Source organism: Tepidamorphus sp. 3E244, assembly GCF_046159835.1.
In the GTDB taxonomy this organism is placed as follows: Bacteria; Pseudomonadota; Alphaproteobacteria; order Rhizobiales; family Tepidamorphaceae; genus JACKJK01.
The window spans coordinates 1,454,882-1,478,127 of record NZ_JBJXCY010000001.1 but is presented as its reverse complement, the minus strand read 5'-3'; the positions used below and the strand labels follow the sequence as shown (position 1 = coordinate 1,478,127).

Genomic DNA, 23,246 nt, shown 5'->3' with positions numbered 1-23,246 from the left:
TCCATCGACGTGGTCATTCCGGGATGAACTCGTTCGTGAAGGTGGACTCGAAGTCGATCTCTGCCGTGCCTTCCGGCTGAAGGTAATCGTGCACCTTCTTGGCACCTTCCGCGCTCATGCGGCCGGTCGGGCTCCAGATCGCCTTCACCTTGTTGTAGGCGGCCTGGTTGGCTTCCGGCGTCAGGTTGTTGAACTCGGCATTCATGATGGCCGGGCCGCGCTCGGCATCAAGCAGCACAGTCTGGGCTTCCGCGAAGGCCGCACCGACATCCTTCAGCATGTCCGGGTTCTCGGCGATGACATCGGGATGGGCGACGACCGTCATGAAGATGATGTCGTTGAAGGCTTCAACTTCACCATCCATCATGTTGACCAGCGTGCCGCCAAGGCCCTTTTCCTCGATCAGGACGCCTGCAGGCTCGAACGGCATGCCGGCATCGATCAGGTCGTTCTGCATCGCGCCGACATAGGCTGACGCCGCGCCGCCGAGATAGACCAGTTCAATATCGCCGGGCAGTTCCAGCCCGTACTGGCGTGCGAGAACGGTGAGCATCTTTTCACCGGACCCACCGGCCGACGGGGTGCCCACGCGCTTGCCCTTGAGAAGCTGGATGCGTTCTTCCAGCGTCTTGCCCTTGCCGGCTTCGACAAGCTCGTTGTCGGCGACGACATTGTTCAGCGGGCGGTTGGAGATCGCGAAGATGGCAACCAGTTGGCGACCCTGTGCGGCGGCGGTAAGCACGTGCTCGAAGCTCGTGACGCAGACATCGGCCTGCTTGGTGAAACAGGCCTGGAAAGCCAGCGCGCCACCCTTCGTGTAGGTGACGTTGGCGTTGTAACCCTTCTTCTCGAAGATCCCGTCACGCACCGCCACGTAGAGCGGGCCGACGAAATAGCCGTGGCCGGCAACCGCGATTTCGAGGTTCTTCTGGGCGGATGCTGGTACTTGCAGGCAGAGGAGCGCGAGCACCCCTGCTGCAGCCTGGATGAGGCGTTTCATTGCAAACTTCCTTTCCTCCGGTTTGGCAGACATTGCTGCCGATGCATCGGGGCGTGGCTTCTTGCGGCCTTACCTTCCGACAACTTTCCAGCTCTCGAGACGAGTCTGGAGAAGTCCAACTAGTTCGTTGATGACCACCGCGATGATCGCGATGACAAAGAGCGCGGCGAAAACGCCGGCGGTATCGAATTCACTGCCGGCCTTCTGAACGAGATAACCGAGGCCCCTGTTGGCCGCGATGAGCTCGCCGATGATCGTGCCGATGACCGCGTAGGGAACAGCGGTTTTCAGGCCGACGAAGATCCACGATGTCGCCGATGGCAGCACAACCTTGGTGAGCAACTGCGCACGGCTGGCCTTCATCAGCTTGAGGCTGTCGACGAGGTCGCGGTCGACTTCGCGAACGCCCGCAAAGGTGTTCACGAAGACGATGAAGACCACCAGCACCGCTGCAAGTGCGATCTTGGATTCGATGCCAAGCCCGAACCACAGGATGAACAGCGGCGCGAGTGCGACCTTCGGTAGCGCATTGAAGGCCCAGATATACGGGTTGAGAAGCCGGCTCAAGAATGGTGACAGCCCAAGCAAGACACCGCCGACGATCCCGGCTATGGACCCGATCGCGAAGCCGATGAGGGTGGCGTAGATCGTCGCCCACATGTGCTTGTAGATTTCGCCGGAGGCGAACCAACCGTAAGTGCGTCGCGCCACGGCGACTGGGTCGGAGATCATGAAGCTGTCAACCAGCGTTCCCGAACTTGCGTACCACGCAAGCATGATGAGCACGCCGACGAGTGCCTGCATGAGCAGCATCACCGGACGACTGACATTGTCGAACCACGAGCTTCCATCGCTCGCATTTTCTCCAACGTCTTCCATGCCTGTGGCGCCGATATCGTCCTGACTCATATCCGCTCCTCGTCGTACTGGTCCTTGAGGTGCTCCCAGACCGAGTTGTAGATTTCGCGAAATCTCTCGGTGAATCGCACTTCACGCACGTCCCTGGGTCGGGGAATGTCGACAGTCTCGTCGTAGGTGATCGACGCCGGACGCTTGGAGAACACGACAATCCGGTCGGCAAGCGTCACGGCTTCCACGAGGTCGTGGGTGACAAGCAGGATGGTTTGCCGGTTTTGCGTCCACAGTTGCAGCAGCAAGTCGTGCATCGCGAGCCGCAGCTGCGCGTCCAGCGCGGCGAAGGGCTCGTCCAGCAGCAGCGCCTGCGGTTCGTACAGCAACATGCGGGCCAGACACGCGCGCTTTCGCATGCCACCTGACAGCTCACTTGAGAACTTGTCCTCGAACCCGTCGAGGCTGACTTCCGCCAGCATCTTGCGTGTCTTCTCGTAGCGTTCCTCTTCGGAAACGCCGGCAATTTCCAGTGGCAGGGCCACGTTGTCGATAACGGTTCGCCACGGCAGAAGGTTGTCCTTCTGCGTCATGTACCCGGCGTGCGTGTTGACGCCCGTGACGTGCTGCCCGTCGTAGAAAACCTTGCCTTTGGTCGGCGGATAAAGCCCGGCGATCATGTTCAGCAAGGTCGACTTTCCGCAGCCCGACGGCCCGATGAGCGCGACGATGGAATGCGGATCAACGGACAGGTTTACCCGTTCGACCGCGTGAACCTCTTCCGAGCCCTTGCGGAAAGTCTTGCTGATGTTCTGCAGTTCAATCATCCGGTCCGTCCGTCCCTTCAGAAAATCATCCGCTGGTGGCCACCATCGACGTCGATATTGGCACCATTCATGAAACTTGCCCGACCAGACGCAACGAATGCGACGGCGTTGGCGATATCGTCGGCAACACCCCAGCGCCCGAGCGGCACGGTCTTGCCCCAACCGCTCTCCTGCTGTTCCAGGCTGCGCCCGAGGAACTGTTCCTCGTCGATGTCGATGGACCGCGAGAGCGGGCTTTCGATCCGGCTCGGGCAGACCGCATTGACGAGGACGCCATCGCGTCCGAAATCGTCAGAGGCGGACTTCACCAGAGCGTGCTGCGCGGCATTCACCACCGCGGAGCCGGGAACATTGGCGCCGGGCACCTTGCCCGCCTGCCCTATTATGAGAATGAACCGGCCACCGCCGGCCTTGCGCATGTGCGGCACGCTGGCCTTCATCAGCTCCCACGGACCGAGAACCTTGGTTCGGAAATGCGCGGCGACATCGTCCGCCTTCACATCCTCGATGCGTCCGCGCAGGTGCGTGCCCGCGTTGCTGACGACAATGTCGAGTTGCCCGAAAGTTTCCGCTGTCTCGGTGACGAGCCGAACAATGTCGGCAGGTGTGTCGACATCCGCCACGCACTGGCTGACGCGGTCGCCAGCGGCAATTGCCGCGGCGGTCTCGGTCAGCTTGGATTCGTCGCGGCCGCAGATCATCAGGCGAGCGCCCTCGCCTGCCAGGCGCATGGCGATGGCCCGGCCGATGCCGCTGCCGGCACCGGTGACGATTGCAACCTTGTCTTCGAGGTTCAGTTCCACGTCGTGCTCCTAACCGAAGACATAGCGGTGATATCCGCCATCCACAGAAACTGAGGACCCGGCGACATATCCGGCGCAATCCGACACCAGGAATGCGACCGCATCGGCGATCTCCTCCGGGGTGCCGAGCCGGCCCATCGGGTTGGCCCGCGTGAAGCCACTTGCCGCGACTTCGCGCGACACGCCGCGCTTCTTCATTTCGTTCTCGATGATCGAGTCCACCAGTTCGGTGGCGATGTATTGCGGGCAGACCGTGTTCACGCGGATGTTGTCGCGTGCGACCCCGTCGGCAACCGACTTGGACATGGCCATGACCGCCGCATTGGTGATGCCGGAGGGCAGCCGGTCCGGGTGCGGGTGGCGCGCTGCCTGCCCCACCACGTTGACGATGGCCCCGCCGCCCTGATTGCGCATGGCCGGAAGCACCGCCCGGATCATGCCAAGCGACCCGAACAGCTTCACGTCGAGATGATGCTGCAACTGGTCCTCGGTCATGTCGTCGAGGTTCGCGCGCACATGGGTCCCGGCATTGTTGACGAGAATATCGATGCGTCCGTATTCGGCGAGCACCGCGTCGACCAGCTCCTGCCTGTCCCTCGCGTCGGCCATATCGGCCTTGAAGGGAAGCACGGGGCAGCCGCGCAGCCCAAGCTGTTCGCACGCCGCATCGAGGGCATCGGCGTCCCGGCCACAGATCGTGACCGAGGCACCTTCACCCGCCAGCCGACTGGCAGTCGCTAGGCCAATGCCCCGCGATCCGCCAGTGACGATGGCAACCTTTCCCGTCAGGCCAAGGTCCATGGTTCAGGCTCCTACCACAGACCCTTGAGGCGGCCGCCGTCGCAGTTCAGGGAGACGCCGGTGATATAACTAGCCCGCTCCGAGCACAGGAAGGCGACGGCGTTTGCCAGCTCTTCCGGGCGGCCGAAGCGGCCCAGCGCGTTCTTCTTCTGTGCGAGGCGCGTGGCCTCCTCGGCGTTGTCGACGCCAAGTTCTTCCTGGAGATTGCCGAGATTGCGTTCCCACAGCGCTGTCTTCACCCAGCCGGGGCAGATCGCGTTGACCAGGACGTTGTGCGGCGCAAATTCCGTGGAGAGAGATTTCGTCAGGTTGAGCAGCGCACTGTTGGTCATGCCTGAGCCGAACATATACGGATCCGGCTCCTTGCCCGCGCCGCCGATGGCGCTGACAATGCGGCCCCACTGCTTCTCCTTCATCACCGGGAAGACGGCGCGCATCATCCGCATGAAGCCGAAGAGCTTGGTGTCGAGCTGTTCCTGCAAGCCTTCGTCGGTCAGGGCGGCAAAGCGGCCGGAATACATGGTGCCGGCATTGTTGAAGAGGATATCGACGGTCCCATAGGTGTCCATCGTCGCCTTCATAACCGTGTCGACGCCTTCCTGGGTGCTGGTGTCGGCCTCGACGGAGTGAATTTCGCCCCCCGTCTGCTCGGCCAGCTGCTTTGCCGATTTCGCGGCATCGTCACCGTGGCGCGAGCACGTCATCACCTTGACGCCTGCTTCGAGGAATTCGCGGGCGGTTTCCCGTCCGATACCGCGGCTGCCGCCTGTCACGATCGCAACGCGATCCTTGATGCCAAGATCCATTTCGAGAACTCCGTTCTTCCTCAAGTTTCGGGATGATAGATCCGCTCCGCGCCGATATGCGCGGAGAGAAATGCGAGATTGCGCTCCATCGCGAGGGCCGCGCTCGGCGCGTCGAATTCCTTGCGGTGGTCGCAATTGAAGCCGTGGTCACATGGGTAGACGTGGGCTTCGATGTCTGGATTGCCGTCGAGGATGATCTTGCGATCGCGCTCGGGAATGCGCGGGTCCTCGCTGCCGAAATGCATGATGACCGGCACCTGGATATTCTCGTCGGCGAAGGGAACCGTCTGCCCGCCGTAGTAGCTGATGGCGCAGGCGACGTTGTTGAAGCGGGCGGCTGCAAGGAACGCGAGCGTGCCGCCCCAGCAGTAGCCGATGACGCAGACCGGCCCGGCCCTGGACGCTTCATCCACGGCGGCCTGAACGTCGGCGACCGCGGCATCCCAGTCGATCTGCTCGCGCAGCTTGCGCCCGGTATCGACGCCGTCAGCTGTGTAGTCGAGTTCGGTGCCGCGCTGCGCACGATCAAACAGGGCCGGCGCGAGGGCATAAGCGCCCAGCGCGGCGTAGCGTTCACAGGTTTCGCGGATGTGGGCGTTGACGCCGAATATTTCCTGGAGGACGACCGCGCCCCAGCGCGCCTCACCTTCCGGGCCGGTGCACCACGCGTCGAGCGCATGGCCGTCTCCGGCACGAAGCTGCAAGGTCCGCCCTTCGCGCAAGCGCGGCGGATTACTGCCAACGGATGTCGGCACGTCGTTTCCTCCCATGACCGGCTGCCTCTTTTTGCGAGCAGTCCGGTTTTGTGGACGGTTCAGAACGGTCTGTCCGTCACGATTGTCCGACAATCATATTCGACAAACATTCACTGTCAACGCATAATGCAGGTCGTAGAGATTTGACGGTGTGATAATCCGCGCACTTCGGTGCTATATGACCCAGGGCGATACTTGCTGCGTATCCATGCTGCAGCACGGTAACTTGCCGCAACGACTGCGGTTATTTCAGGAGGGATGACGACGGATGTCGGTTGAGCTGGTCCGTGAAAGAAATTCAGACCAGAAGCGCGGTGAGACTGTGGATTTCGTCGTCCAGCACCTGCTCGAGGGAATTCTGCATGGCCGGTTCGCGCCCGGTCAGCGCTTGGTCGCACGCGAGCTCACCGAGGAAATGGGAATCAGCCGCGGCTCCGTTCGCGAAGCTTTTCGGCTCATGGCATCCGACGGACTGGTCGATCTCGTCCCCAACAAGGGTGTCACGGTTCGCCGCCTGTCACGCCGCCAGACCCGCGACCTGTTCGAAATCCGTGAAGTGCTGGAAGGACTGGCTGCCAAGCTCGCCGCCCAGCGCATCGGCGTCGACAAGAACCGCTCTGTCTTCGAGGCCATGTGGGAAACCGTCCGCCCCCGCGACCAGCGCCTGGCGTGGGACGTATTCATCGAGCACAATCGGCTGTTTCACCGCACCATCGTCAATGTCGGCGGCAACCTGCTGCTGAAGGACGCCATCGACAAGCTGCAGCTGCCCATCATGATGGTGCAGGTCGGACGGCTGATGGAAGACACCAATATCGACCAGTCCGAACACGACCACGCGCTGATTGCCGATGCCATTCTCGACGGCGATCCCAAGCGCGCGGAAGAAGCGATGCAGGATCACCTCCGCGAACTTGCTGACTGGGTGCTGTCCCTGCCCGACTCCGCGTTCAAGCGCGAAGAGGCCTGACGGGCTAGTCTCGGATCAATCCACGAAGCGCAATGCTTCTCAAATCAGTGGATAATCCCCGGGGATTTGCTTCGGGAAAAGTGGTGAGCCCTCACGGGCTCGAACCGTGGACCTACTGATTAAAAGTCAGTTGCTCTACCAACTGAGCTAAGGGCTCCCGCGAAGCGGACGCGTGTGGGTATAGGCAGGCAGGCGCAGCCCTGCAACCCCTAAAGACCAGGCGCGCCGCGACACTCTTAACGGAGCGTGGCGCGCGATGAATTTTGTCGTCTGCCGGGGGCTTATTCAGCGCCGTTGGCGTCGGTCGCGTTGATTTGGCCGTAGTTGGCCTCGCCGATCTGGCCCATCAGTTCCAGCTGCGTTTCGATGAAGTCGATATGGCCTTCCTCGTCGGCAATCAGCTCTTCGAACAGGTTCTTGGAGACGTAGTCGCCCTCGGCCTCGCAGACGTCGCGGGACTTCGTGTAGGCGGCCCAGGCATCTTCCTCGCCGGCGAGGTCAGCCTCCAGCACTTCCTTCACGGTCTGGCCGATGCGCAGCGGCGCGATCGTCTGCAGGTTCGGGTGGCCGCCGAGGAAGATGATGCGTTCGACCAGCTTGTCGGCGTGGTGCATCTCCTCGATGCTCTCGGCACGTTCCTTGGCAGCAAGCTTCGTGTAGCCCCAATCCTCCAGCAGGCGGTAATGAAGCCAGTACTGGTTCACGGCGCCGAGTTCCATGCTCAGCGCCTCGTTGAGGCATTCGATGACTTTCTGACTGCGTTTCACGGGCAATTCCTTTCCGGCCAAACTGTCCTATTCAATATCGATCTTCTCACGCTCCGCCTTGGCTGGAGCGGTGATCCTGGTTGCAACCTTGCGATGGCGCCGAATGGTCTCAAACCGCTCGTGCTCATCGAAAAGCCGCTGAAGGTGCGCGTTCACCTTCTCCGCCGGCGTATCCAGCATCCGGTGATACGCAGCGGTGGTCTCTGAGATGATGTTCACGACGTTGGGAAAGCACCCGCAGCACTGCCCGCGCTTCTTCAGAGCGTGGTAGACCATCCCGGGCGTCACGAAGCGCCAAGGATCGTCCTGCAGCAGCGCCATGATGGTTTCCTCAATCTCGGCGCGCGAGATTATGTTGCAACTGCAAACGATCATCTGCTTTACAATTTAGAATAATTCAAAACTGCTGCCAAGTCGGATGGACTGCAAATCGGTCGGTTCATGTCGTATCTGGCGCCGGGGACGCGCGTCATCAACACCGTCAACGGCGCTACGAGATTATTGTCTCGAAAATTTGGTCCTGTCAGTCAAGTTTTTCGATATCGCCGCGCGCCCATGCCGCACGGGTCTCGGCGGCGAAGTCGGCAAAGCGGCCGGCTGCGATGGCTGCGCGGATGCCCGACATCAACTCCTGGTAGTAGGCAACGTTCACCCAAGTGAGCAGCATGCCGCCCAGCGATTCTCCGCAGCGCACGAGGTGGTGCAGGTAGGCGCGCGAATAGTCCCGCGCAGCCGGGCACGGGCTGTCCTCGTCCAGCGGGCCCGGGTCTTCGGCGTGGCGCGCATTGCGAAGGTTGATGCGCCCGAAACGGGTATAGGCTTGCCCGTGGCGCCCGGCGCGTGTGGGCATGACGCAATCGAACATGTCGATGCCGCGTTCCACGGACCCGAGAATATCGTCCGGCGTGCCGACGCCCATGAGGTAGTGCGGGTGCGCATCGGGAAGCTGCGGAACCGTATCGTTCAGTACACTGAACATCACGTCCTGCGGCTCGCCGACCGCCAGACCCCCTACGGCGTATCCGTGGAAGCCGATATCGGCCAGTCCCTTCACCGAGCGCGCCCGAAGATCGGGCTCCGTTCCTCCCTGTACGATGCCGAAGAGCGCCGCTCCGCTGGGTTCATCGAAGGCGCGCTTTGAGCGTTCCGCCCAGCGCAGCGAAAGCTCCATCGCACGCTCGGCCTCGGCATGTTCACAGGGAAGCGCGACGCACTCGTCCAGCTGCATCTGGATGTCCGCTCCCAGCAGCGCCTGGATCTCGATGGAGCGCTCAGGGCTCAGCGCGTGCTTGCTGCCGTCGATATGGGACTGGAACGTCACGCCGTTCTCGTCGAGTTTGCGAAGTCCCGCGAGCGACATGACCTGAAACCCGCCGGAATCCGTCAGGATCGGCTTGTCCCAGCGCATCATCTTGTGCAGGCCACCGAGCCTCGCCACCCGTTCAGCCCCGGGGCGCAGCATCAGGTGATAGGTGTTGCCCAGCACGATATCGGCGCCGGTCTCAGCCACCGTTTCGGGAAACATCGCCTTCACGGTGCCTGCCGTGCCGACCGGCATGAAAGCCGGCGTACGAATTGGCCCGCGCCGGGTCTGTATGACACCGGTGCGCGCATTACCTTCGCGCGCGTCGATGCGGAACGAGAAGCCAGTCATGGCGCGCTCCCGCTGCCTTCGATCAGGCAGGCATCGCCGTAGGAATAGAAGCGGTACTGCGCGGAAATGGCGTGGTGATAGGCGTTCAGCATGGTCTCGCGTCCGGCCAGCGCGCTGACGAGCATGAACAGCGTCGAGCGCGGCAGGTGGAAATTGGTGAAGAGCGCGTCGGTGACGCGGAAGCGGTACCCCGGTTGGATGAAGATATCCGTTTCGCCGGCAAAGGATTGAACGTCGCCACCCGCTGCCGCCGCCTCGATCAGCCGCAGTGCCGTCGTGCCGACAGGAATGATGCGCCGTCCGGCTTGCCTGGCCGCGTTGATCTGCGCGGCGACCTCGTCGCTGACCTCGCCGTACTCGGCATGCATGACGTGATCGTCGGTGTCGTCGGCGCGAAACGGCAGGAAGGTCCCTGCGCCGACATGCAGGGTCACGAAGACGCGCTCGATCCCGCGGTCGTCGAGTTTGCCGAGAAGGTTTTTGGTGAAGTGCAGCCCAGCCGTTGGCGCAGCGACGGAGCCTTCCTCGCGCGCGAAGATGGTCTGGTAGTCGTCGCGGTCCTGCGCATCGGGCTTGCGGCGCGAGGCGATATAGGGCGGGAGCGGCATCGCCCCCACCTGGTTCAGCCGATGTGAGAGATCATCGCCGGCAACATCGAAGCGCAGGCGGATTTCACCACCGCCGAGGGGCTCTTTCACGGTCGCGCCGAGCGGCGCCCCGCCCTGCCCGGCGGTGAACTCCAGCCGGTCGCCGGCCGCGATCTTCTTGGCAGGCCGCGCGAAGGCAAGCCATGTCGCACCGTCCAGCCGCTTGTGCAGATTCAGGGATACGACGGCGACGTGTTCGCCACGCACGCGCGATCCGACAAGCGCTGCAGGCAGAACGCGGGTGTCGTTGAAGACGAGGAGATCGTCGGGCCGGAGCAGGTCCGGCAGATCGCCGATCACGCGGTCACTCAGTGGAGCGTCGCCACCGGGACGCACGTGAAGCAGGCGCGCGCTTTCGCGCGGTTCGGCCGGGCGCAGCGCGATCCGCTCTTCAGGCAGATCGAAATCGAACAGTTCGACGCGCATACGCCCGGTCCGGGTTTGGTGTCAGGCAACCATTCAGGCTGCGTCGGCAGCGACCTTCATGGACACGATCTTGTCGGGATCAGCGACGGGTTCGCCGCGCTTGATCTGGTCGACATTGTCCATGCCGTCGATCACGTTGCCCCAGACGGTGTACTGGCCGTCGAGGAAGCTCGCATCACCGAAGCAGATGAAGAACTGGCTATCCGCGGAGTTCGGGTCCTGCGCGCGCGCCATGGAGGCCGTGCCGCGCTGGTGGGATTCCTTGCTGAATTCCGCGCGCAGCTTCTGGCCGGAGCCACCCATGCCGGTGCCCGTCGGGTCGCCGGTCTGGGCCATGAACCCGTCGATCACGCGGTGGAACGGCACGCCGTCATAAAAGCCGTCGCGGGCGAGTTCCTTGATGCGCGCGACGTGGGTCGGCGCGAGGTCCGGGCGCATCTCGATGATGACGTTGCCCTTGGTCGTCTCCAGGACGAGCGTGTTTTCCGGGTCCTTGATGTCGGCCATGAATGTCTCCTTAGTGAGCGCGCAGTTGGCGCAAGTTCATGAAGGTGCAGCGATCACTCGCTGGCGAGCTTCATGGAAATGATCTGGTCAGGGTTGCGCGGCGGCTCGCCACGGGTGATCGCGTCGACGTGTTCCATGCCTTCGACCACGCGCCCGAAGACGGTGTAGTCGCCGTTCAGGAACGAGCAGTCGTTGAAGCAGATGAAGAACTGGCTGTTGGCGGAATTGACGTTTTGCGAGCGCGCCATGCCGACGGTGCCACGGCCGAAATTCTCCTTGGAGAACTCTGCCGGGATGTCCGGCAGGTCGGACCCGCCCATGCCGGTGCCAGTGGGGTCGCCGGTCTGCGCCATGAAGCCGTCGATCACGCGGTGGAAGATGACGCCGTCATAAAAACCCTGCTTGGTCAGGGTCTTGATCTGCGCGACATGCTTCGGCGCAACGTCGGGCAGCAGTTCGATCTTCACGGTGCCGCTCTTGAGTTCCATGACGAGCATGTCGCCGTCATCGGACTGGGCATTGGCGTGGAACGTGGGCGCGATAAGCAGGGCAAGGCCGAGCGCAAGCGCGTGGATGGCAGAACGCATGAATGTCTCCCGTTGGTGATTATCTCAGCCGTCGCGGCGCCCGATCCGGGCGACCAGCGCTTCGGCCACGGCAGGCGGCAAGAAATGGCTCACATCGCCGCCCATCGCGGCGATCTGGCGCACAAGACTGGCCGCAATATGGCGCACATGTGCCGAGGCGGGAAGGAACACGGTGTCGATATCTTCGGCAAGCTGTCGATTCATGCCGACCATCTGCATTTCGTAGTCGAAATCGGTCGCATCGCGCAGCCCGCGAATGATTGCCGTCGCGCCGTGTTCGCGCGCAGCATCCACAACGAGGCCGGCAAAGGTCACGATCTCGATCTCGCAGCCCTTGGCGGCAATCGCTGTCGCCTGCTCCTTCAGCATGTCGATGCGCTCGTCGGACGAAAATACCGGCACCTTGCCGTGATGAACGCCTACGGCGACGACCAGCCGGTCGCACAAGCCACTTGCGCGCGCGATGACGTCGAGATGGCCGTTGGTAACGGGATCGAAGCTTCCCGGATAGAAGGCAGTGCGTGTCATGGTCTGTCTCGTGTCAGGCGGGGCGGCGGCTCAGAGCCAGCCAGATGCCGCCGCCGATCAGGCAGGAGCCGGAGATGCGCTCGACGAGGCGCACGCGGCTGCGGGTGAAGAGTTTCCCGGTGCTTCCGGCAAGCACGGCGTAGGCGCCATCCAGCAGTGTTGCCGCCACCATGAAGGTCGCAGCCAGGACCATCGCCTGAACCGCGGCGGACCCGCGCGCCGGATCGATGAACTGCGGGATGAACGCGCCGAAGAAGAACAGCGCCTTGGGGTTCGACAGGATGACGATGAAACCCTGCAGGAAGAAATTGGTCTTCGCCGGGGCGTGTGCCCCGTCCTGGTCGATCAGTGCACCATCTGCCCGCCAGAGCTTGATGCCGAGCCAGACCAGATAGGCCGCGCCCGCAAGCTTGACCCAGAAGAAGACCTCGCCGAGTTGCTGGACAATGGTTTCAAGGCCGAGCGCCAGCACCACGAGCATGATCGCAAGACCGGCCTGCGTGCCCGCGACATTCAGCAGGCCAGCGCGCGCACCATGCCGGAGGCTGTTGGCGATGATGACCGTGACTGTCGGACCGGGAACGACAACGACTGCCGCGCAGGCAATCACGTAGGCAGCAAAAAGCGCCGGATCGATGAGCATGGACTGTCCTCGTTTTCGAGCGGCCGAAGTGACGCGTGACACGCAAGATTACGCGTCATCGCCCTCGTCGTCACTGCCGTCCTCGTCAGGGCCGTCCCCGGATGCGTCCGTTGCATCGTCCGGACCGTCGTCTGCGCTACCTTCAGGCGCATCTGGAACCACCGGCACTTCGGCCTCGGCGTTCTCGTCTTCGCTCTCCTCGGGGATGTGCTCGACGGAAACGACCTGCTCGTCCTCGGCGGTGTTGAAGATCGTCACGCCCTGCGTGGCGCGCCCGGCGATGCGGATCTCGTTGACCGGGCAGCGGATCAGCTGACCGCCATTGGTCACCAGCATGATCTGGTCGCCGTCTTCCACCGGGAAGGATGCGATAACCTCGCCGTTGCGCTCGGTCGTGGCGATGGCCGTGATGCCCTTGCCGCCGCGCCCGGTGCGCCGGTACTCGTGCGACGAGGTGCGCTTGCCGTAGCCGTTTTCGGAGACCGTGAGCACGAACTGCTCCGCAGCCCCCATCTGGGCGTAGCGCTCCTGGGTCAGTTCGCCGCCTGCAAGCTCGTCTTCGCCGGTCGGCTCGTCGGTTTCACCGCGCATGAGCCGCGACAGCTTCAGATACTGGCCGCGTTCCTCCGAATTGGCATCGAAGTGGCGAAGGATCGTCATGCCGATGGTCTCGTCGCCCTTGGCAAGCGAGATGCCGCGCACGCCGGTCGAACTGCGGCCCGCGAACACGCGCACGTCGGTGACAGAGAAGCGGATGCACTGGCCGTGCCTGGTCGTGAGAAGCACGTCGTCTTCGGGGGTGCAGATCTGCACGCCGACGATCCCGTCGCCCTCCTCCAGCTTCATCGCGATCTTGCCGTTGCGATTGACCTGCACGAAGTCGGACAGTTTGTTCCGCCGCACGGTGCCTGCCTGCGTGGCGAACATCACGTTCAGCTTGTCCCACTGCCCCTCGTCCTCGGGCAGCGGCATCATGGAGGTGATGCGCTCGCCCTGGTCGAGCGGCAACAGGTTGACCAGTGCCTTGCCGCGCGCCTGAGGGGCTGCTTCCGGCAATCGCCAGACCTTCATCTTGTAGACCATGCCGCGCGACGAGAAGAACAGCACCGGCGTATGGGTATTGGCGACGAAGATGCGGGTGACGAAATCCTCGTCACGGGTCGACATGCCGGACCGGCCCTTGCCGCCGCGGCGCTGCGCCCGGTACGTGGAAAGCGGCACGCGCTTGATGTACCCGGAATGGCTGACGGTCACCGCCATGTCGCGGCGCTCGATCAGGTCCTCGTCGTCCACGTCGGGACCATGCTCGCCGATCTCGGTGCGGCGCGGTGTGCCGAACTCGTCCTTCACTGCGATCATCTCGTCCTTGATGATCTGGAGCATGCGGGCGCGGGACCCGAGAATTTCGAGGTAATCGCGGATCTTTCCGGCGATTTCGTTCAGTTCGTCGGCGATTTCGTCGCGTCCAAGCGCGGTGAGGCGCTGCAGGCGCAATTCGAGGATCGCGCGGGCCTGCTGTTCGGACAGGCGATACGAGCCGTCTTCGTTCAGCTTGTGGCGCGGATCGTCGATCAGCGCGATCAGCGGCGCCATGTCGTGGGCCGGCCAATCGCGCCCCATCAGCGCTTCACGCGCCGACACGGGGTCCGGCGCTGCGCGAATGAGACGGATGACTTCGTCGATATTGGCCACAGCAATCGCGAGGCCCACGAGCACGTGGGCGCGGTCGCGCACCTTGTTCAGCAGGAACTTGGTGCGCCGGCTGATGACCGTTTCGCGGAACTGGATGAACGCCTGGAGCATGTCCTTCAGGTTCATCTGTTCCGGCTTGCCGGAGTTCAGCGCCACCATGTTGCAGCCGAACGAGGTCTGCAGCGAGGAGAAGCGATACAGCTGGTTGAGGATCACGTCCGGAACCGCATCGCGCTTCAGCTCGATCACGACGCGCATGCCGTCGCGGTCGGATTCGTCGCGAATGTCCGAAATACCCTCGATGCGCTTTTCGCGGACCAGTTCGGCGATGCGCTCGATCATCGTCGCCTTGTTCACCTGATAGGGGATCTCGGTGACAACGAGTGCCTGGCGCTCCTTGCGGACCTCCTCGACGGCGACCCGGCTGCGGATCACGACCGAACCACGGCCCGTCTCGTAGGCCGAGCGCGCGCCGGACTGGCCAAGGATGATGCCGCCGGTCGGGAAGTCCGGCCCCGGCACGATCTGGATCAGTTCCTCGATGCCGATGCTCGGATCGTCGATCATCGCGGAGACCGCATCGACCACTTCGCCGAGGTTGTGCGGCGGAATGTTGGTCGCCATGCCCACGGCGATACCACCGGCACCGTTGACCAGCAGGTTGGGGAAGCGCGCCGGGAGAACGACAGGTTCCTGCTCGGAATTGTCGTAGTTCTCCTGGAAATCGACGGTGTCCTTGTCGATGTCCTCGAGGATCTGGTGCGCGACCTTTTCCAGCCGCACCTCGGTGTAACGCATCGCGGCGGGCGGATCGCCGTCGACGGAGCCAAAGTTGCCCTGCCCGTCGATTAGCGGCATGCGCATGGAGAAATCCTGCGCCATGCGCACCAGCGCATCGTAGACGGCCTGGTCGCCGTGCGGGTGGTACTTACCGATGACGTCGCCGACCACGCGGGCCGACTTGCGGTACGGCTTGTTCCAGTCGTAGCCGTTCTCGTGCATCGAGTAGAGGATGCGGCGATGGACAGGCTTCAACCCGTCGCGCACGTCCGGAAGCGCGCGGCTGACGATCACGCTCATCGCGTAATCGAGGTAGCTCCGGCGCATTTCGTCGGCAATCGAGACCGGCTTGATGTCGGAAGGGTCCTGCGGACCCGAGGTCGGGCCGTCTGGGTTTTCGGTGTCTGACAAGAGATCGTCCGTTCGACGTGATAACTGGCCGTCACAATAGCCGATTCCTTGGGGCCGGGCCTAGCGTTGCGGGGCTTAAAAAACCCAATAAGAACAATGATTTTCCAGTTTTCTTCCCGGCGCGCCGCGATCCGCCTTGCCCAAGGTTGCGTTCTGCCGCCACGGCACAGTAAGTCTGGAGTGCAGGCGGGGTGCTGCGCCCTGCCTGAAATCGTCGAGGTGAGGCATGGATTTCCCGCTCGAATTCGTCATCAGCGCCGCCGTGACTCTCTTTGTCGTGGTCGATCCACCGGGCCTCGTCCCGATCTTCATCGGCCTCACCGACGGCATGACGCGCGATCAGCGCCGGCAGGTCGCCGTGCGCTCTACGTTCATCGCGGTGATCGTCCTCGTCCTCAGCATGCTGATCGGCAAGCCGCTGCTTGGCGCACTCGGCATCTCGCTGCCCGCGTTCCGCATCGCGGGCGGACTTCTGCTGTTCTGGACGGCGGCTGAAATGGTCTTCGAGAAACGGCAGGAGCGCAAGGAATCCACCGCGCGCCAATCCGTCTCGCAGGATCATATCGAAAACGTCGCGGCGTTCCCGCTTGCCGTTCCGCTCATGGCGGGTCCCGGTGCCATCACCGCCATCATCCTGCTGTCCGGCCAGGCCGGCGGTGACCCGCTGCGTCTCGGGCTGCTGTTTGCGGCGCTCGCCATCGTGCTGGGGATCTGCTTCACCTTCTACCTTGCCGCCATCCGCATCGAGAAGCTGCTCGGCATCACCGGGCGCATCGTCCTGACGCGGCTGCTCGGCGTGATCCTTGCCGCGCTCGCGGTGCAATTCGTGGCCGATGGCGTGCTCGCCATCGCGGCGAACGGCGTGGAGTGATCTGAACAATGGCGACGGGTTCCAAGAAGGTCATCTACGCCGCGCTCGCAGGCAACGCGCTGATCGCCGTGACGAAGTTTGCAGCCGCCCTCTACACCGGCTCCTCGGCCATGCTGTCGGAAGGCATCCACAGCCTCGTGGACACAGGCAACCAGGGGCTGCTGCTCTACGGCATGCACCGGGCGCGCCGGCCCGCCGACGACAACCACCCCTTCGGCTACGGACCCGAGCTCTATTTCTGGTCCTTTGTCGTCGCGATCCTGATCTTTGCGGTCGGGTCGGGCGTCTCGATCTACGAAGGCATACACAAGATCCAGGACCCGCACCCGGTAACCAGCCCGGTCGTCAACTACGTCGTGCTGGCTGCCGCCATGATCTTCGAGGGCGTCGCCTGGTACATCGCCTTCAAGGAATTCAGCGTCCAGCGTGGCACGCGCGGCATCGTGCAGGCGGTTCGCGAGTCCAAGGACCCGACGGTCTTCACGGTGCTGTTTGAAGATACCGCCGCCATGCTGGGGCTGGTGGTTGCGTTTGCCGGCATTCTCGCCGCGCAACTGACCGGTGCCATCTGGCTCGATGGCGCGGCATCCATCGTGATCGGCCTGATCCTTGCGGGAACGGCCGTCGCCCTGGCCATCGAGACCAAGAGCCTGCTTATCGGGGAATCGGCGTCGGTGGAAATGGTTGCCGGTATCCGGCAGATCATTGCCGACCACGGCAACCGGATTTCATCCATCAACGAGCTGCGCTCGCTGCACAACGGGCCGCACGACATCCTGCTGGCGATCAGCCTGGATTTCCGCGACGACATTGCCGCGGGCGAACTGGAAGAGATCGTCTATGCGCTGGAACGGGCCATCAAGCACCAGTTCCCCTCGGTGCGCCGGGTCTTCATCGAGGCGCAATCCGTCTACCGCCACGCGCAAATCGTCGGCGAGGAAGCAGCGCTTGAAAACGAGGGCAAGGCCGGCTGACCGGCCTGCCCCCTGCTGGCATCAGAACGGGATATCGTCGTCGAGGTCGCCACCGCCACTACCGCCACCGGACATGCCGCGACCACCGCCGCCCCCTCCCATCGGGCCGGACTGGCCGAAATCGGAGCCGCCGCCGTAGTCACCGCCGCCACCGCCGCCGCCTTCATTGCGGCCGTCGAGCATGGTCAGCGTGCCGCCGAAGCCCTGCAGCACGACTTCCGTCGAGTAGCGATCCTGGCCGGACTGGTCCTGCCACTTGCGCGTCTGCAACTGGCCTTCGACATAGACCTTCGACCCCTTGCGCAGATACTGCTCCGCGATCCGGCACAGGCCCTCGCTGAAGATGACCACGGTGTGCCATTCGGTGCGCTCGCGCCGCTCGCCCGAATTCTTGTCGCGCCACGTTTCCGACGTCGCAATTCGCAGGTTGGCGATCGGCCGGCCATCCTGCGTGCGCCTGATTTCCGGGTCACGCCCGAGATTTCCGATCAGGATGACCTTGTTGACGCTACCCGCCATGTTCTCAAACTCCTTGCCTGCTACGTTCCGGTCGCGATGTCGCGTTGTCTCCGGCGATGGCGGACCCTATCTGCTTTGTCCGACGGTTGCCCGCCGCGCTGTCAATTTTCCACAGAAGGCTCGCCTTGCCGGCCCATGTTCCTGTATTGTTCTAGGCGCGAGTCGCTATCGTTGCAAGCGGCTGCGCGAGACGCCAGAAAACAGGAATATCGCGGCATCCGGCCGCCATCGATAACCGCACCCTCTGCCGGGGTTTTTCCGAGGCCCAGATGACCAACAAGACGATTTCGATACGCGGTGCGCGCGAGCACAATCTCAAGGGCGTCGACCTCGATGTTCCGCGCGACAAGCTGATCGTCTTCACCGGGCTGTCCGGCTCCGGCAAGTCGTCGCTTGCCTTCGACACGATCTATGCCGAGGGGCAGCGCCGATACGTGGAATCGCTGTCGGCTTATGCGCGCCAGTTCCTGGAGATGATGCAGAAGCCGGACGTCGACCACATCGAGGGTCTGTCGCCGGCGATTTCCATCGAGCAGAAAACGACTTCGCGAAACCCGCGCTCCACGGTCGGTACCGTCACCGAAATCTACGACTACATGCGCCTGCTGTTCGCGCGTGTGGGCATTCCCTATTCGCCCGCCACCGGCCTGCCCATCGAGAGCCAGACCGTCAGCCAGATGGTCGACCGGCTGATGGAGCTTGAGGAAGGCACACGGCTCTACCTGCTCAGTCCCATCGTGCGCGGGCGCAAGGGCGAGTACCGCAAGGAAATGGCCGACCTGATGAAGCGCGGCTTCCAGCGCGTGAAGGTGGACGGCACGTTCCACGAGTTGCCGGACGTCCCTGCCCTCGACAAGAAATTCAAGCACGACATCGACGTGGTCGTGGACCGCATCGTCATCCGCGGCGACATTGCCTCGCGCCTTGCCGACAGCCTTGAAACCGCGCTGCAGCTTTCCGAAGGCCTCGCGGTCGCCGAGTTCGCCGACAGGCAGGACGAAAAGGGCAATGCGGAGCGGATGATGTTCTCCGAGCAGTTCGCATGCCCCGTCTCCGGCTTCACCATTGCCGAGATCGAGCCGCGCCTCTTCTCGTTCAACTCGCCCCACGGCGCCTGCCCGAAATGCGACGGGCTCGGCACGCAGCTGAAGTTCGAGGCAAACCTCGTGGTGCCCGACCCGCAGATCTCGCTGCGCGACGGCGCGGTGCTGCCTTGGGCCAAGACGGGCACCTCCTCGCCCTATTACGCGCAGACGCTGGATGCCATCGCGCGTCACTACAAGGTCTCCAACGCGACGCCGTGGGAAGAACTCCCGGAACAAGTGCGCGACACGATCCTGTTCGGCTCGGGCAAAGAGGAGATCACGTTCGTCTACGACGATGGTCTGCGCAAATACGAGACCAAGAAGGCCTTCGAGGGCGTCATCGGGAATATCGAGCGGCGCTGGCGCGAGACCGAGAGCCAGTGGGTGCGCGAGGAGCTTGCGCGCTTCCAGGGCGACCATCCGTGCGAGGCCTGCAACGGCTACCGCCTCAAGCCCGAGGCGCTGGCGGTGAAGCTTGATGCCAAGCACATCGGCGAAGTGGGCGCGCTGTCGATCAAGGCGGCGGCGGACTGGTTCGCCGAGCTGCCGGAAAGTCTCACCGACAAGCAGAAGGAAATCGCGCCCTCGATCCTGAAGGAAATTCGCGAACGCCTGAAGTTCCTCAACGATGTCGGCCTGCAGTACCTCACGCTGTCGCGCAATTCCGGGTCCCTGTCCGGCGGCGAGAGCCAGCGCATCCGGCTCGCCTCGCAGATCGGCTCCGGGCTGACCGGCGTGCTCTACGTGCTGGACGAACCCTCCATCGGCCTGCATCAGCGCGACAATGCCCGCTTGCTGGAAACGCTGAAGCACCTGCGCGACCTCGGCAATACGGTGATCGTCGTCGAGCATGACGAGGACGCGATCCTCGAAGCAGATCATGTCGTCGACATTGGCCCGGAAGCCGGTGTCCACGGTGGTCAGGTCATTGCCTTCGGCACGCCTGAGCAGGTGATGGCGAACCCGGCGAGCCTCACTGGGCAGTATCTCACCGGCATGCGTCAGATCGACCTTCCCGCTGAGCGGCGCAAGGGCAAGAAGGGCCGCAAGCTGCGCGTCGTCGATGCCAGCGGCAACAACCTGAAGAACCTGACCGTCGACATCCCGCTCGGCACCTTCACTTGTGTCACCGGCGTGTCGGGCGGCGGCAAGTCGACCTTCCTCATCGACACGCTCTACAAGGCCGCCGCGCGCAAGCTGAACAACGCGCGCGAGCACCCTGCCCCGCACGAGCGCATCGAGGGGCTGGAGCATATCGACAAGATCATCGACATCGACCAGAGCCCCATCGGGCGCACGCCGCGCTCCAACCCGGCCACCTATACCGGCGCGTTTACGCCTATCCGCGAGTGGTTTGCCGGGCTGCCGGAAGCCAAGGCACGCGGCTACGGGCCGGGCCGCTTTTCGTTCAACGTGAAGGGCGGGCGCTGCGAGGCCTGCCAGGGCGACGGCGTCATCAAGATTGAGATGCACTTCCTGCCGGACGTCTACGTGACCTGCGATGTCTGCAAGGGCGAGCGCTACAATCGCGAAACGCTGGACGTGAAGTTCAAGAACAAGTCGATTGCCGACGTGCTCGACATGACGGTCGAGGAGGCCCGCGTCCTGTTCGACGCGGTGCCGTCGATCCGCGACAAGCTGGAGACGTTGCAGCGCGTGGGCCTGGGCTACGTGAAGGTCGGCCAGCAGGCGACGACCCTTTCAGGTGGCGAGGCCCAGCGCATCAAGCTTGCCAAGGAGCTGTCGAAGCGCGCCACCGGACGCACGCTCTACATTCTCGACGAACCGACGACCGGGCTGCATTTCCATGACGTGGCAAAGCTGCTCGAGGTGCTGCACGAGCTTGTCGACAGCGGAAACACCGTTGCGGTGATCGAGCACAACCTCGAGGTCATCAAGACGGCGGACTGGATCGTCGATCTTGGACCGGAAGGCGGTGACGGCGGCGGCGAGATCGTTGCGGAAGGCACGCCGGAGAAGATCGCGACCGTTGAGCGCAGCTATACGGGGCAGTTCCTGGCGGAATTGCTCGGCCGCAGGCGCAAGGCTGTGGCAAAGCCGGCGGCTGAATAGGCGCGCCGGCGTTCAGCCGTCAGCGATCAGGAATAGCCTTCCTTGAACCAGCGCTTCAGCGTCATGACTTCGGGAATGTCGCCATTGTGGCGCATCCATGAGTCGACGCTCCACTTCACGCCGGTCTTCTTGTCCTTGATGACGGCCGAGTTGTGCGGATAGCGCGTGTCGAGGAAGTTGCCTCGTCCCTCGATCTTGGCGACCGTGTGGTGGCGCAGCAGGCCCTTCTTCTCCAGCATGATGAGGAAGCGCGTTGAGTTGCGGGCTTCGTCCACACAATCGAGCTGGCTGCGATCGCCGCCGGTCGTGTAGTTCCCGGCGATGTCCTTCGCGGTCCCGGCAAAGATCGCGGCGTGCTCCTCGAAATACGCCACGGCGCGCTTGATCGCCTCGCGCTCCATGGCCGCGCTCGACGTGCCTTCCGCCATGATGTCGCGCAGCTTGGCCATGTCGTCCTCGCGGAACGGGATGACCGACTCGAACGCGCAGCCGAAGCCATGGCACATGGTCACCTCGGCTTGCGTCGCGGTGATGCGCACGAATGCCGACTGTGAGCGCACGGACCCTTGCGCGAATGCGCTCGTCGTTGTGAACGCACCGGCCAGAAGGCAGGCTACGGCGACCAGAGAAACTGCGAAGCGACGGATCGTCATCATGCAAATCCCGTGTTCGGAAATGTTCGGAAGTCTTCGCTGCTAAACCTGCGAGACTGACTCGTAAAGGGTTGCGGGAGGCGACGTTGCGGAAAACGCGCCGATGTGGCGGTCCGGCAACGCTTGAGGTGCGGTCGATCCTGCTTGATCCTGCACCGCGCGGCGCTATGGTTCGCGCCCATGCAGGACAAACCGATCATCAACATCGTGGGCGGCGGCCTCGCCGGGACCGAAGCAGCCTGGCAGGCGGCAAATGCCGGCGCGCGCGTCATTCTCCACGAGATGCGCCCGACGCGCGGCACGGATGCACACCGCACCGACGGCCTCGCCGAGCTGGTGTGCTCCAACTCGTTCCGGTCGGATGACGCCAATGCCAATGCCGTGGGCCTGATCCACCAGGAAATGCGCCGCTGCAATTCGCTCGTCATGGCGAGCGCCGACGCCAACCAGGTGCCCGCAGGCGGCGCGCTGGCCGTTGACCGCGACGGATTTTCCGCAGCGATCACAAAGGCGCTGAGGGAGCATCCCGACATCGAAATCCGGCGCGGGGAAGTCACCACGCTGCCGGGCGCCGATGACGGACTGTGGATTTTCGCGACCGGCCCCCTCACCTCAGATGGTCTGGCTGCCGAGATCGCCGCGGCGACCGGGGCCGACGAGCTTGCCTTTTTCGATGCGATCGCGCCCATCGTCCACCGCGAGAGCATCGACATGGACAAGGCCTGGTTCCAGTCGCGCTACGACAAGGCCGGCCCCGGCGGGACCGGCGCGGACTATCTCAACTGCCCGATGGACGAGGCGCAGTACAATGCCTTCGTCGATGCCCTGCTCGCGGCCGAACAGGTCGAGTTCAAGGAATGGGAAAAGAACACGCCCTATTTCGACGGCTGCCTGCCCATCGAGGAAATGGCCGCGCGCGGTCGCGAAACCCTGCGGCATGGCCCGATGAAACCGGTCGGCCTCACCAACCCGCATCCGGGCACGTCCAAGTCCTACGCGGTCGTCCAGCTTCGTCAGGACAACAAGCTTGGCACGCTGTGGAACATGGTCGGGTTCCAGACCAAGATGCGCTACGGCGCGCAGGCCGACATCTTCCGCATGATCCCGGGACTGGAGAACGCCGAGTTCGCGCGTCTCGGCGGCCTGCACCGCAACACCTACATGGACAGCCCGCGCCTGCTCGACACGCAGCTTCGCCTGAGGTCGCGGCCGCACCTGCGGTTTGCAGGCCAGATGACCGGCGTTGAAGGTTACGTGGAATCCTCGGCCTGCGGCCTCATGGCCGGACGCTTTGCCGCCGCGGAGGCGATGGGATGCGAATTGGCCAACCCGCCACCGACAACGGCGCTTGGCGCGCTGCTGAACCACGTGACGGGCGGACACATCTCGGCGGAAACGGTTCAGGGGCAACGCAGCTTCCAGCCGATGAACGTCAATTTCGGGCTGTTTCCGCCGCTTGACGACGACTGGACCTACCCGCTCGACGAGAACGGCAGAAAGCCGAAGGGCAAGGCCAAGTCCGTTGCGCGCAGGCACGCCATGACGGACCGCGCGCGTGCAGATCTCAAAAACTGGCTGGATGGAGAAAGCGGCACGCTCGCTGCTGCGGAATAACCGC

General features: G+C 63.4%; 23 protein-coding genes and 1 tRNA gene. 5 read left to right on the top strand and 19 right to left on the bottom strand.

Features of this window, described 5'->3' with window-relative positions; genetic code table 11:
* Nucleotides 1–13 precede the first annotated feature (13 nt).
* From ACKTEK_RS06970 to ACKTEK_RS06940, 7 genes are all read right to left on the bottom strand, one after another.
* Nucleotides 14–1,000, bottom strand: a complete 987-nt coding sequence (locus ACKTEK_RS06970; protein WP_409164508.1) for an ABC transporter substrate-binding protein — start codon at nt 998–1,000, stop codon at nt 14–16.
* Nucleotides 1,001–1,069: 69 nt separating this feature from the next.
* Nucleotides 1,070–1,909: an ABC transporter permease gene (locus ACKTEK_RS06965; RefSeq protein WP_409164507.1), complete on the bottom strand. Its 840-nt coding sequence runs from the start codon at nt 1,907–1,909 to the stop codon at nt 1,070–1,072.
* Nucleotides 1,906–2,676 carry an ABC transporter ATP-binding protein gene (locus tag ACKTEK_RS06960; protein ID WP_409164506.1) on the bottom strand — a complete coding sequence of 257 codons (771 nt, stop codon included), beginning with the start codon at nt 2,674–2,676 and terminating at the stop codon, nt 1,906–1,908. The genes ACKTEK_RS06965 and ACKTEK_RS06960 overlap by 4 nt, the downstream gene beginning before the upstream one ends.
* 17 nt (nt 2,677–2,693) lie before the next feature.
* Complete coding sequence (locus ACKTEK_RS06955; RefSeq protein WP_409164505.1) at nt 2,694–3,479, bottom strand: SDR family NAD(P)-dependent oxidoreductase; 786 nt, start codon at nt 3,477–3,479, stop codon at nt 2,694–2,696.
* Nucleotides 3,480–3,488: 9 nt separating this feature from the next.
* A complete protein-coding gene (locus tag ACKTEK_RS06950; protein WP_409164504.1) occupies nt 3,489–4,280 on the bottom strand; it encodes an SDR family NAD(P)-dependent oxidoreductase in 792 nt (263 codons plus the stop codon).
* An 11-nt stretch (nt 4,281–4,291) separates the two neighbouring features.
* On the bottom strand, nt 4,292–5,086 hold the full coding sequence (locus ACKTEK_RS06945) for an SDR family NAD(P)-dependent oxidoreductase (protein ID WP_409164503.1): 795 nt from the start codon (nt 5,084–5,086) through the stop codon (nt 4,292–4,294).
* A gap of 20 nt (nt 5,087–5,106) precedes the next feature.
* Entirely contained in the window at nt 5,107–5,841 is a 735-nt protein-coding gene (locus ACKTEK_RS06940) for a dienelactone hydrolase family protein (RefSeq protein ID WP_409164502.1), read from the bottom strand.
* A gap of 268 nt (nt 5,842–6,109) precedes the next feature.
* Here ACKTEK_RS06940 and ACKTEK_RS06935 point away from each other — a divergent pair, with 268 nt between their 5' ends.
* Nucleotides 6,110–6,811: a GntR family transcriptional regulator gene (locus ACKTEK_RS06935; protein WP_409164501.1), complete on the top strand. Its 702-nt coding sequence runs from the start codon at nt 6,110–6,112 to the stop codon at nt 6,809–6,811.
* An 81-nt stretch (nt 6,812–6,892) separates the two neighbouring features.
* Here ACKTEK_RS06935 and ACKTEK_RS06930 read toward each other — a convergent pair.
* The 10 genes from ACKTEK_RS06930 to gyrA all read right to left on the bottom strand — a co-directional run bounded on the left by ACKTEK_RS06930 (nt 6,893) and on the right by gyrA (nt 15,369).
* A tRNA-Lys gene (locus ACKTEK_RS06930) sits at nt 6,893–6,968 on the bottom strand.
* Between the two features lie 124 nt (nt 6,969–7,092).
* The gene (gene bfr / locus ACKTEK_RS06925) at nt 7,093–7,578 is read right to left on the bottom strand and encodes a bacterioferritin (protein WP_409164500.1); all 486 of its coding nucleotides are present in this window, start codon (nt 7,576–7,578) and stop codon (nt 7,093–7,095) included.
* Nucleotides 7,579–7,605: 27 nt separating this feature from the next.
* On the bottom strand, nt 7,606–7,899 hold the full coding sequence (locus ACKTEK_RS06920) for a (2Fe-2S)-binding protein (protein ID WP_409164499.1): 294 nt from the start codon (nt 7,897–7,899) through the stop codon (nt 7,606–7,608).
* A gap of 202 nt (nt 7,900–8,101) precedes the next feature.
* On the bottom strand, nt 8,102–9,232 hold the full coding sequence (gene tgt, locus ACKTEK_RS06915) for a tRNA guanosine(34) transglycosylase Tgt (protein ID WP_409164498.1): 1,131 nt from the start codon (nt 9,230–9,232) through the stop codon (nt 8,102–8,104).
* Nucleotides 9,229–10,305, bottom strand: coding sequence for a tRNA preQ1(34) S-adenosylmethionine ribosyltransferase-isomerase QueA (queA, locus tag ACKTEK_RS06910; protein WP_409164497.1), 1,077 nt, complete (start codon nt 10,303–10,305; stop codon nt 9,229–9,231). Before queA ends, tgt begins: the two co-directional genes overlap by 4 nt.
* A 33-nt stretch (nt 10,306–10,338) precedes the next feature.
* A complete protein-coding gene (locus ACKTEK_RS06905; protein ID WP_409164496.1) occupies nt 10,339–10,812 on the bottom strand; it encodes a peptidylprolyl isomerase in 474 nt (157 codons plus the stop codon).
* Nucleotides 10,813–10,865: 53 nt separating this feature from the next.
* Complete coding sequence (locus tag ACKTEK_RS06900) at nt 10,866–11,399, bottom strand: peptidylprolyl isomerase (protein ID WP_409164495.1); 534 nt, start codon at nt 11,397–11,399, stop codon at nt 10,866–10,868.
* A 24-nt stretch (nt 11,400–11,423) separates the two neighbouring features.
* Nucleotides 11,424–11,927, bottom strand: a complete 504-nt coding sequence (gene coaD / locus ACKTEK_RS06895) for a pantetheine-phosphate adenylyltransferase (RefSeq protein WP_409164494.1) — start codon at nt 11,925–11,927, stop codon at nt 11,424–11,426.
* A gap of 13 nt (nt 11,928–11,940) precedes the next feature.
* Nucleotides 11,941–12,570 (bottom strand): LysE family translocator, encoded by a 630-nt coding sequence (locus ACKTEK_RS06890; protein ID WP_409164493.1) that lies wholly within the window; start codon nt 12,568–12,570, stop codon nt 11,941–11,943.
* Nucleotides 12,571–12,618: 48 nt separating this feature from the next.
* Nucleotides 12,619–15,369: a DNA gyrase subunit A gene (gyrA, locus tag ACKTEK_RS06885; protein WP_409164904.1), complete on the bottom strand. Its 2,751-nt coding sequence runs from the start codon at nt 15,367–15,369 to the stop codon at nt 12,619–12,621.
* A gap of 310 nt (nt 15,370–15,679) precedes the next feature.
* Here gyrA and ACKTEK_RS06880 point away from each other — a divergent pair, with 310 nt between their 5' ends.
* Together ACKTEK_RS06880 and ACKTEK_RS06875 are read left to right on the top strand one after the other, a co-directional pair.
* Nucleotides 15,680–16,324: a MarC family protein gene (locus tag ACKTEK_RS06880; protein WP_409164492.1), complete on the top strand. Its 645-nt coding sequence runs from the start codon at nt 15,680–15,682 to the stop codon at nt 16,322–16,324.
* Nucleotides 16,325–16,332: 8 nt separating this feature from the next.
* Nucleotides 16,333–17,298: a cation diffusion facilitator family transporter gene (locus ACKTEK_RS06875; RefSeq protein WP_409164491.1), complete on the top strand. Its 966-nt coding sequence runs from the start codon at nt 16,333–16,335 to the stop codon at nt 17,296–17,298.
* A gap of 21 nt (nt 17,299–17,319) precedes the next feature.
* On the opposite strand, the gene ACKTEK_RS06870 is transcribed toward ACKTEK_RS06875, so the two are convergent.
* Nucleotides 17,320–17,817 carry a single-stranded DNA-binding protein gene (locus tag ACKTEK_RS06870; protein WP_409164490.1) on the bottom strand — a complete coding sequence of 166 codons (498 nt, stop codon included), beginning with the start codon at nt 17,815–17,817 and terminating at the stop codon, nt 17,320–17,322.
* Nucleotides 17,818–18,086: 269 nt separating this feature from the next.
* On the opposite strand from ACKTEK_RS06870, the gene uvrA reads away from it, so the two are divergent.
* Nucleotides 18,087–20,975, top strand: coding sequence for an excinuclease ABC subunit UvrA (uvrA, locus tag ACKTEK_RS06865; RefSeq protein WP_409164489.1), 2,889 nt, complete (start codon nt 18,087–18,089; stop codon nt 20,973–20,975).
* A 26-nt stretch (nt 20,976–21,001) separates the two neighbouring features.
* Here the strand turns inward: uvrA and ACKTEK_RS06860 are convergent, their stop codons facing one another.
* A complete protein-coding gene (locus ACKTEK_RS06860) occupies nt 21,002–21,628 on the bottom strand; it encodes a hypothetical protein (protein ID WP_409164488.1) in 627 nt (208 codons plus the stop codon).
* Nucleotides 21,629–21,808: 180 nt separating this feature from the next.
* On the opposite strand from ACKTEK_RS06860, the gene trmFO reads away from it, so the two are divergent.
* The gene (trmFO, locus tag ACKTEK_RS06855; RefSeq protein ID WP_409164487.1) at nt 21,809–23,242 is read left to right on the top strand and encodes a methylenetetrahydrofolate--tRNA-(uracil(54)-C(5))-methyltransferase (FADH(2)-oxidizing) TrmFO; all 1,434 of its coding nucleotides are present in this window, start codon (nt 21,809–21,811) and stop codon (nt 23,240–23,242) included.
* The last annotated feature ends 4 nt before the right edge of the window (nt 23,243–23,246 follow it).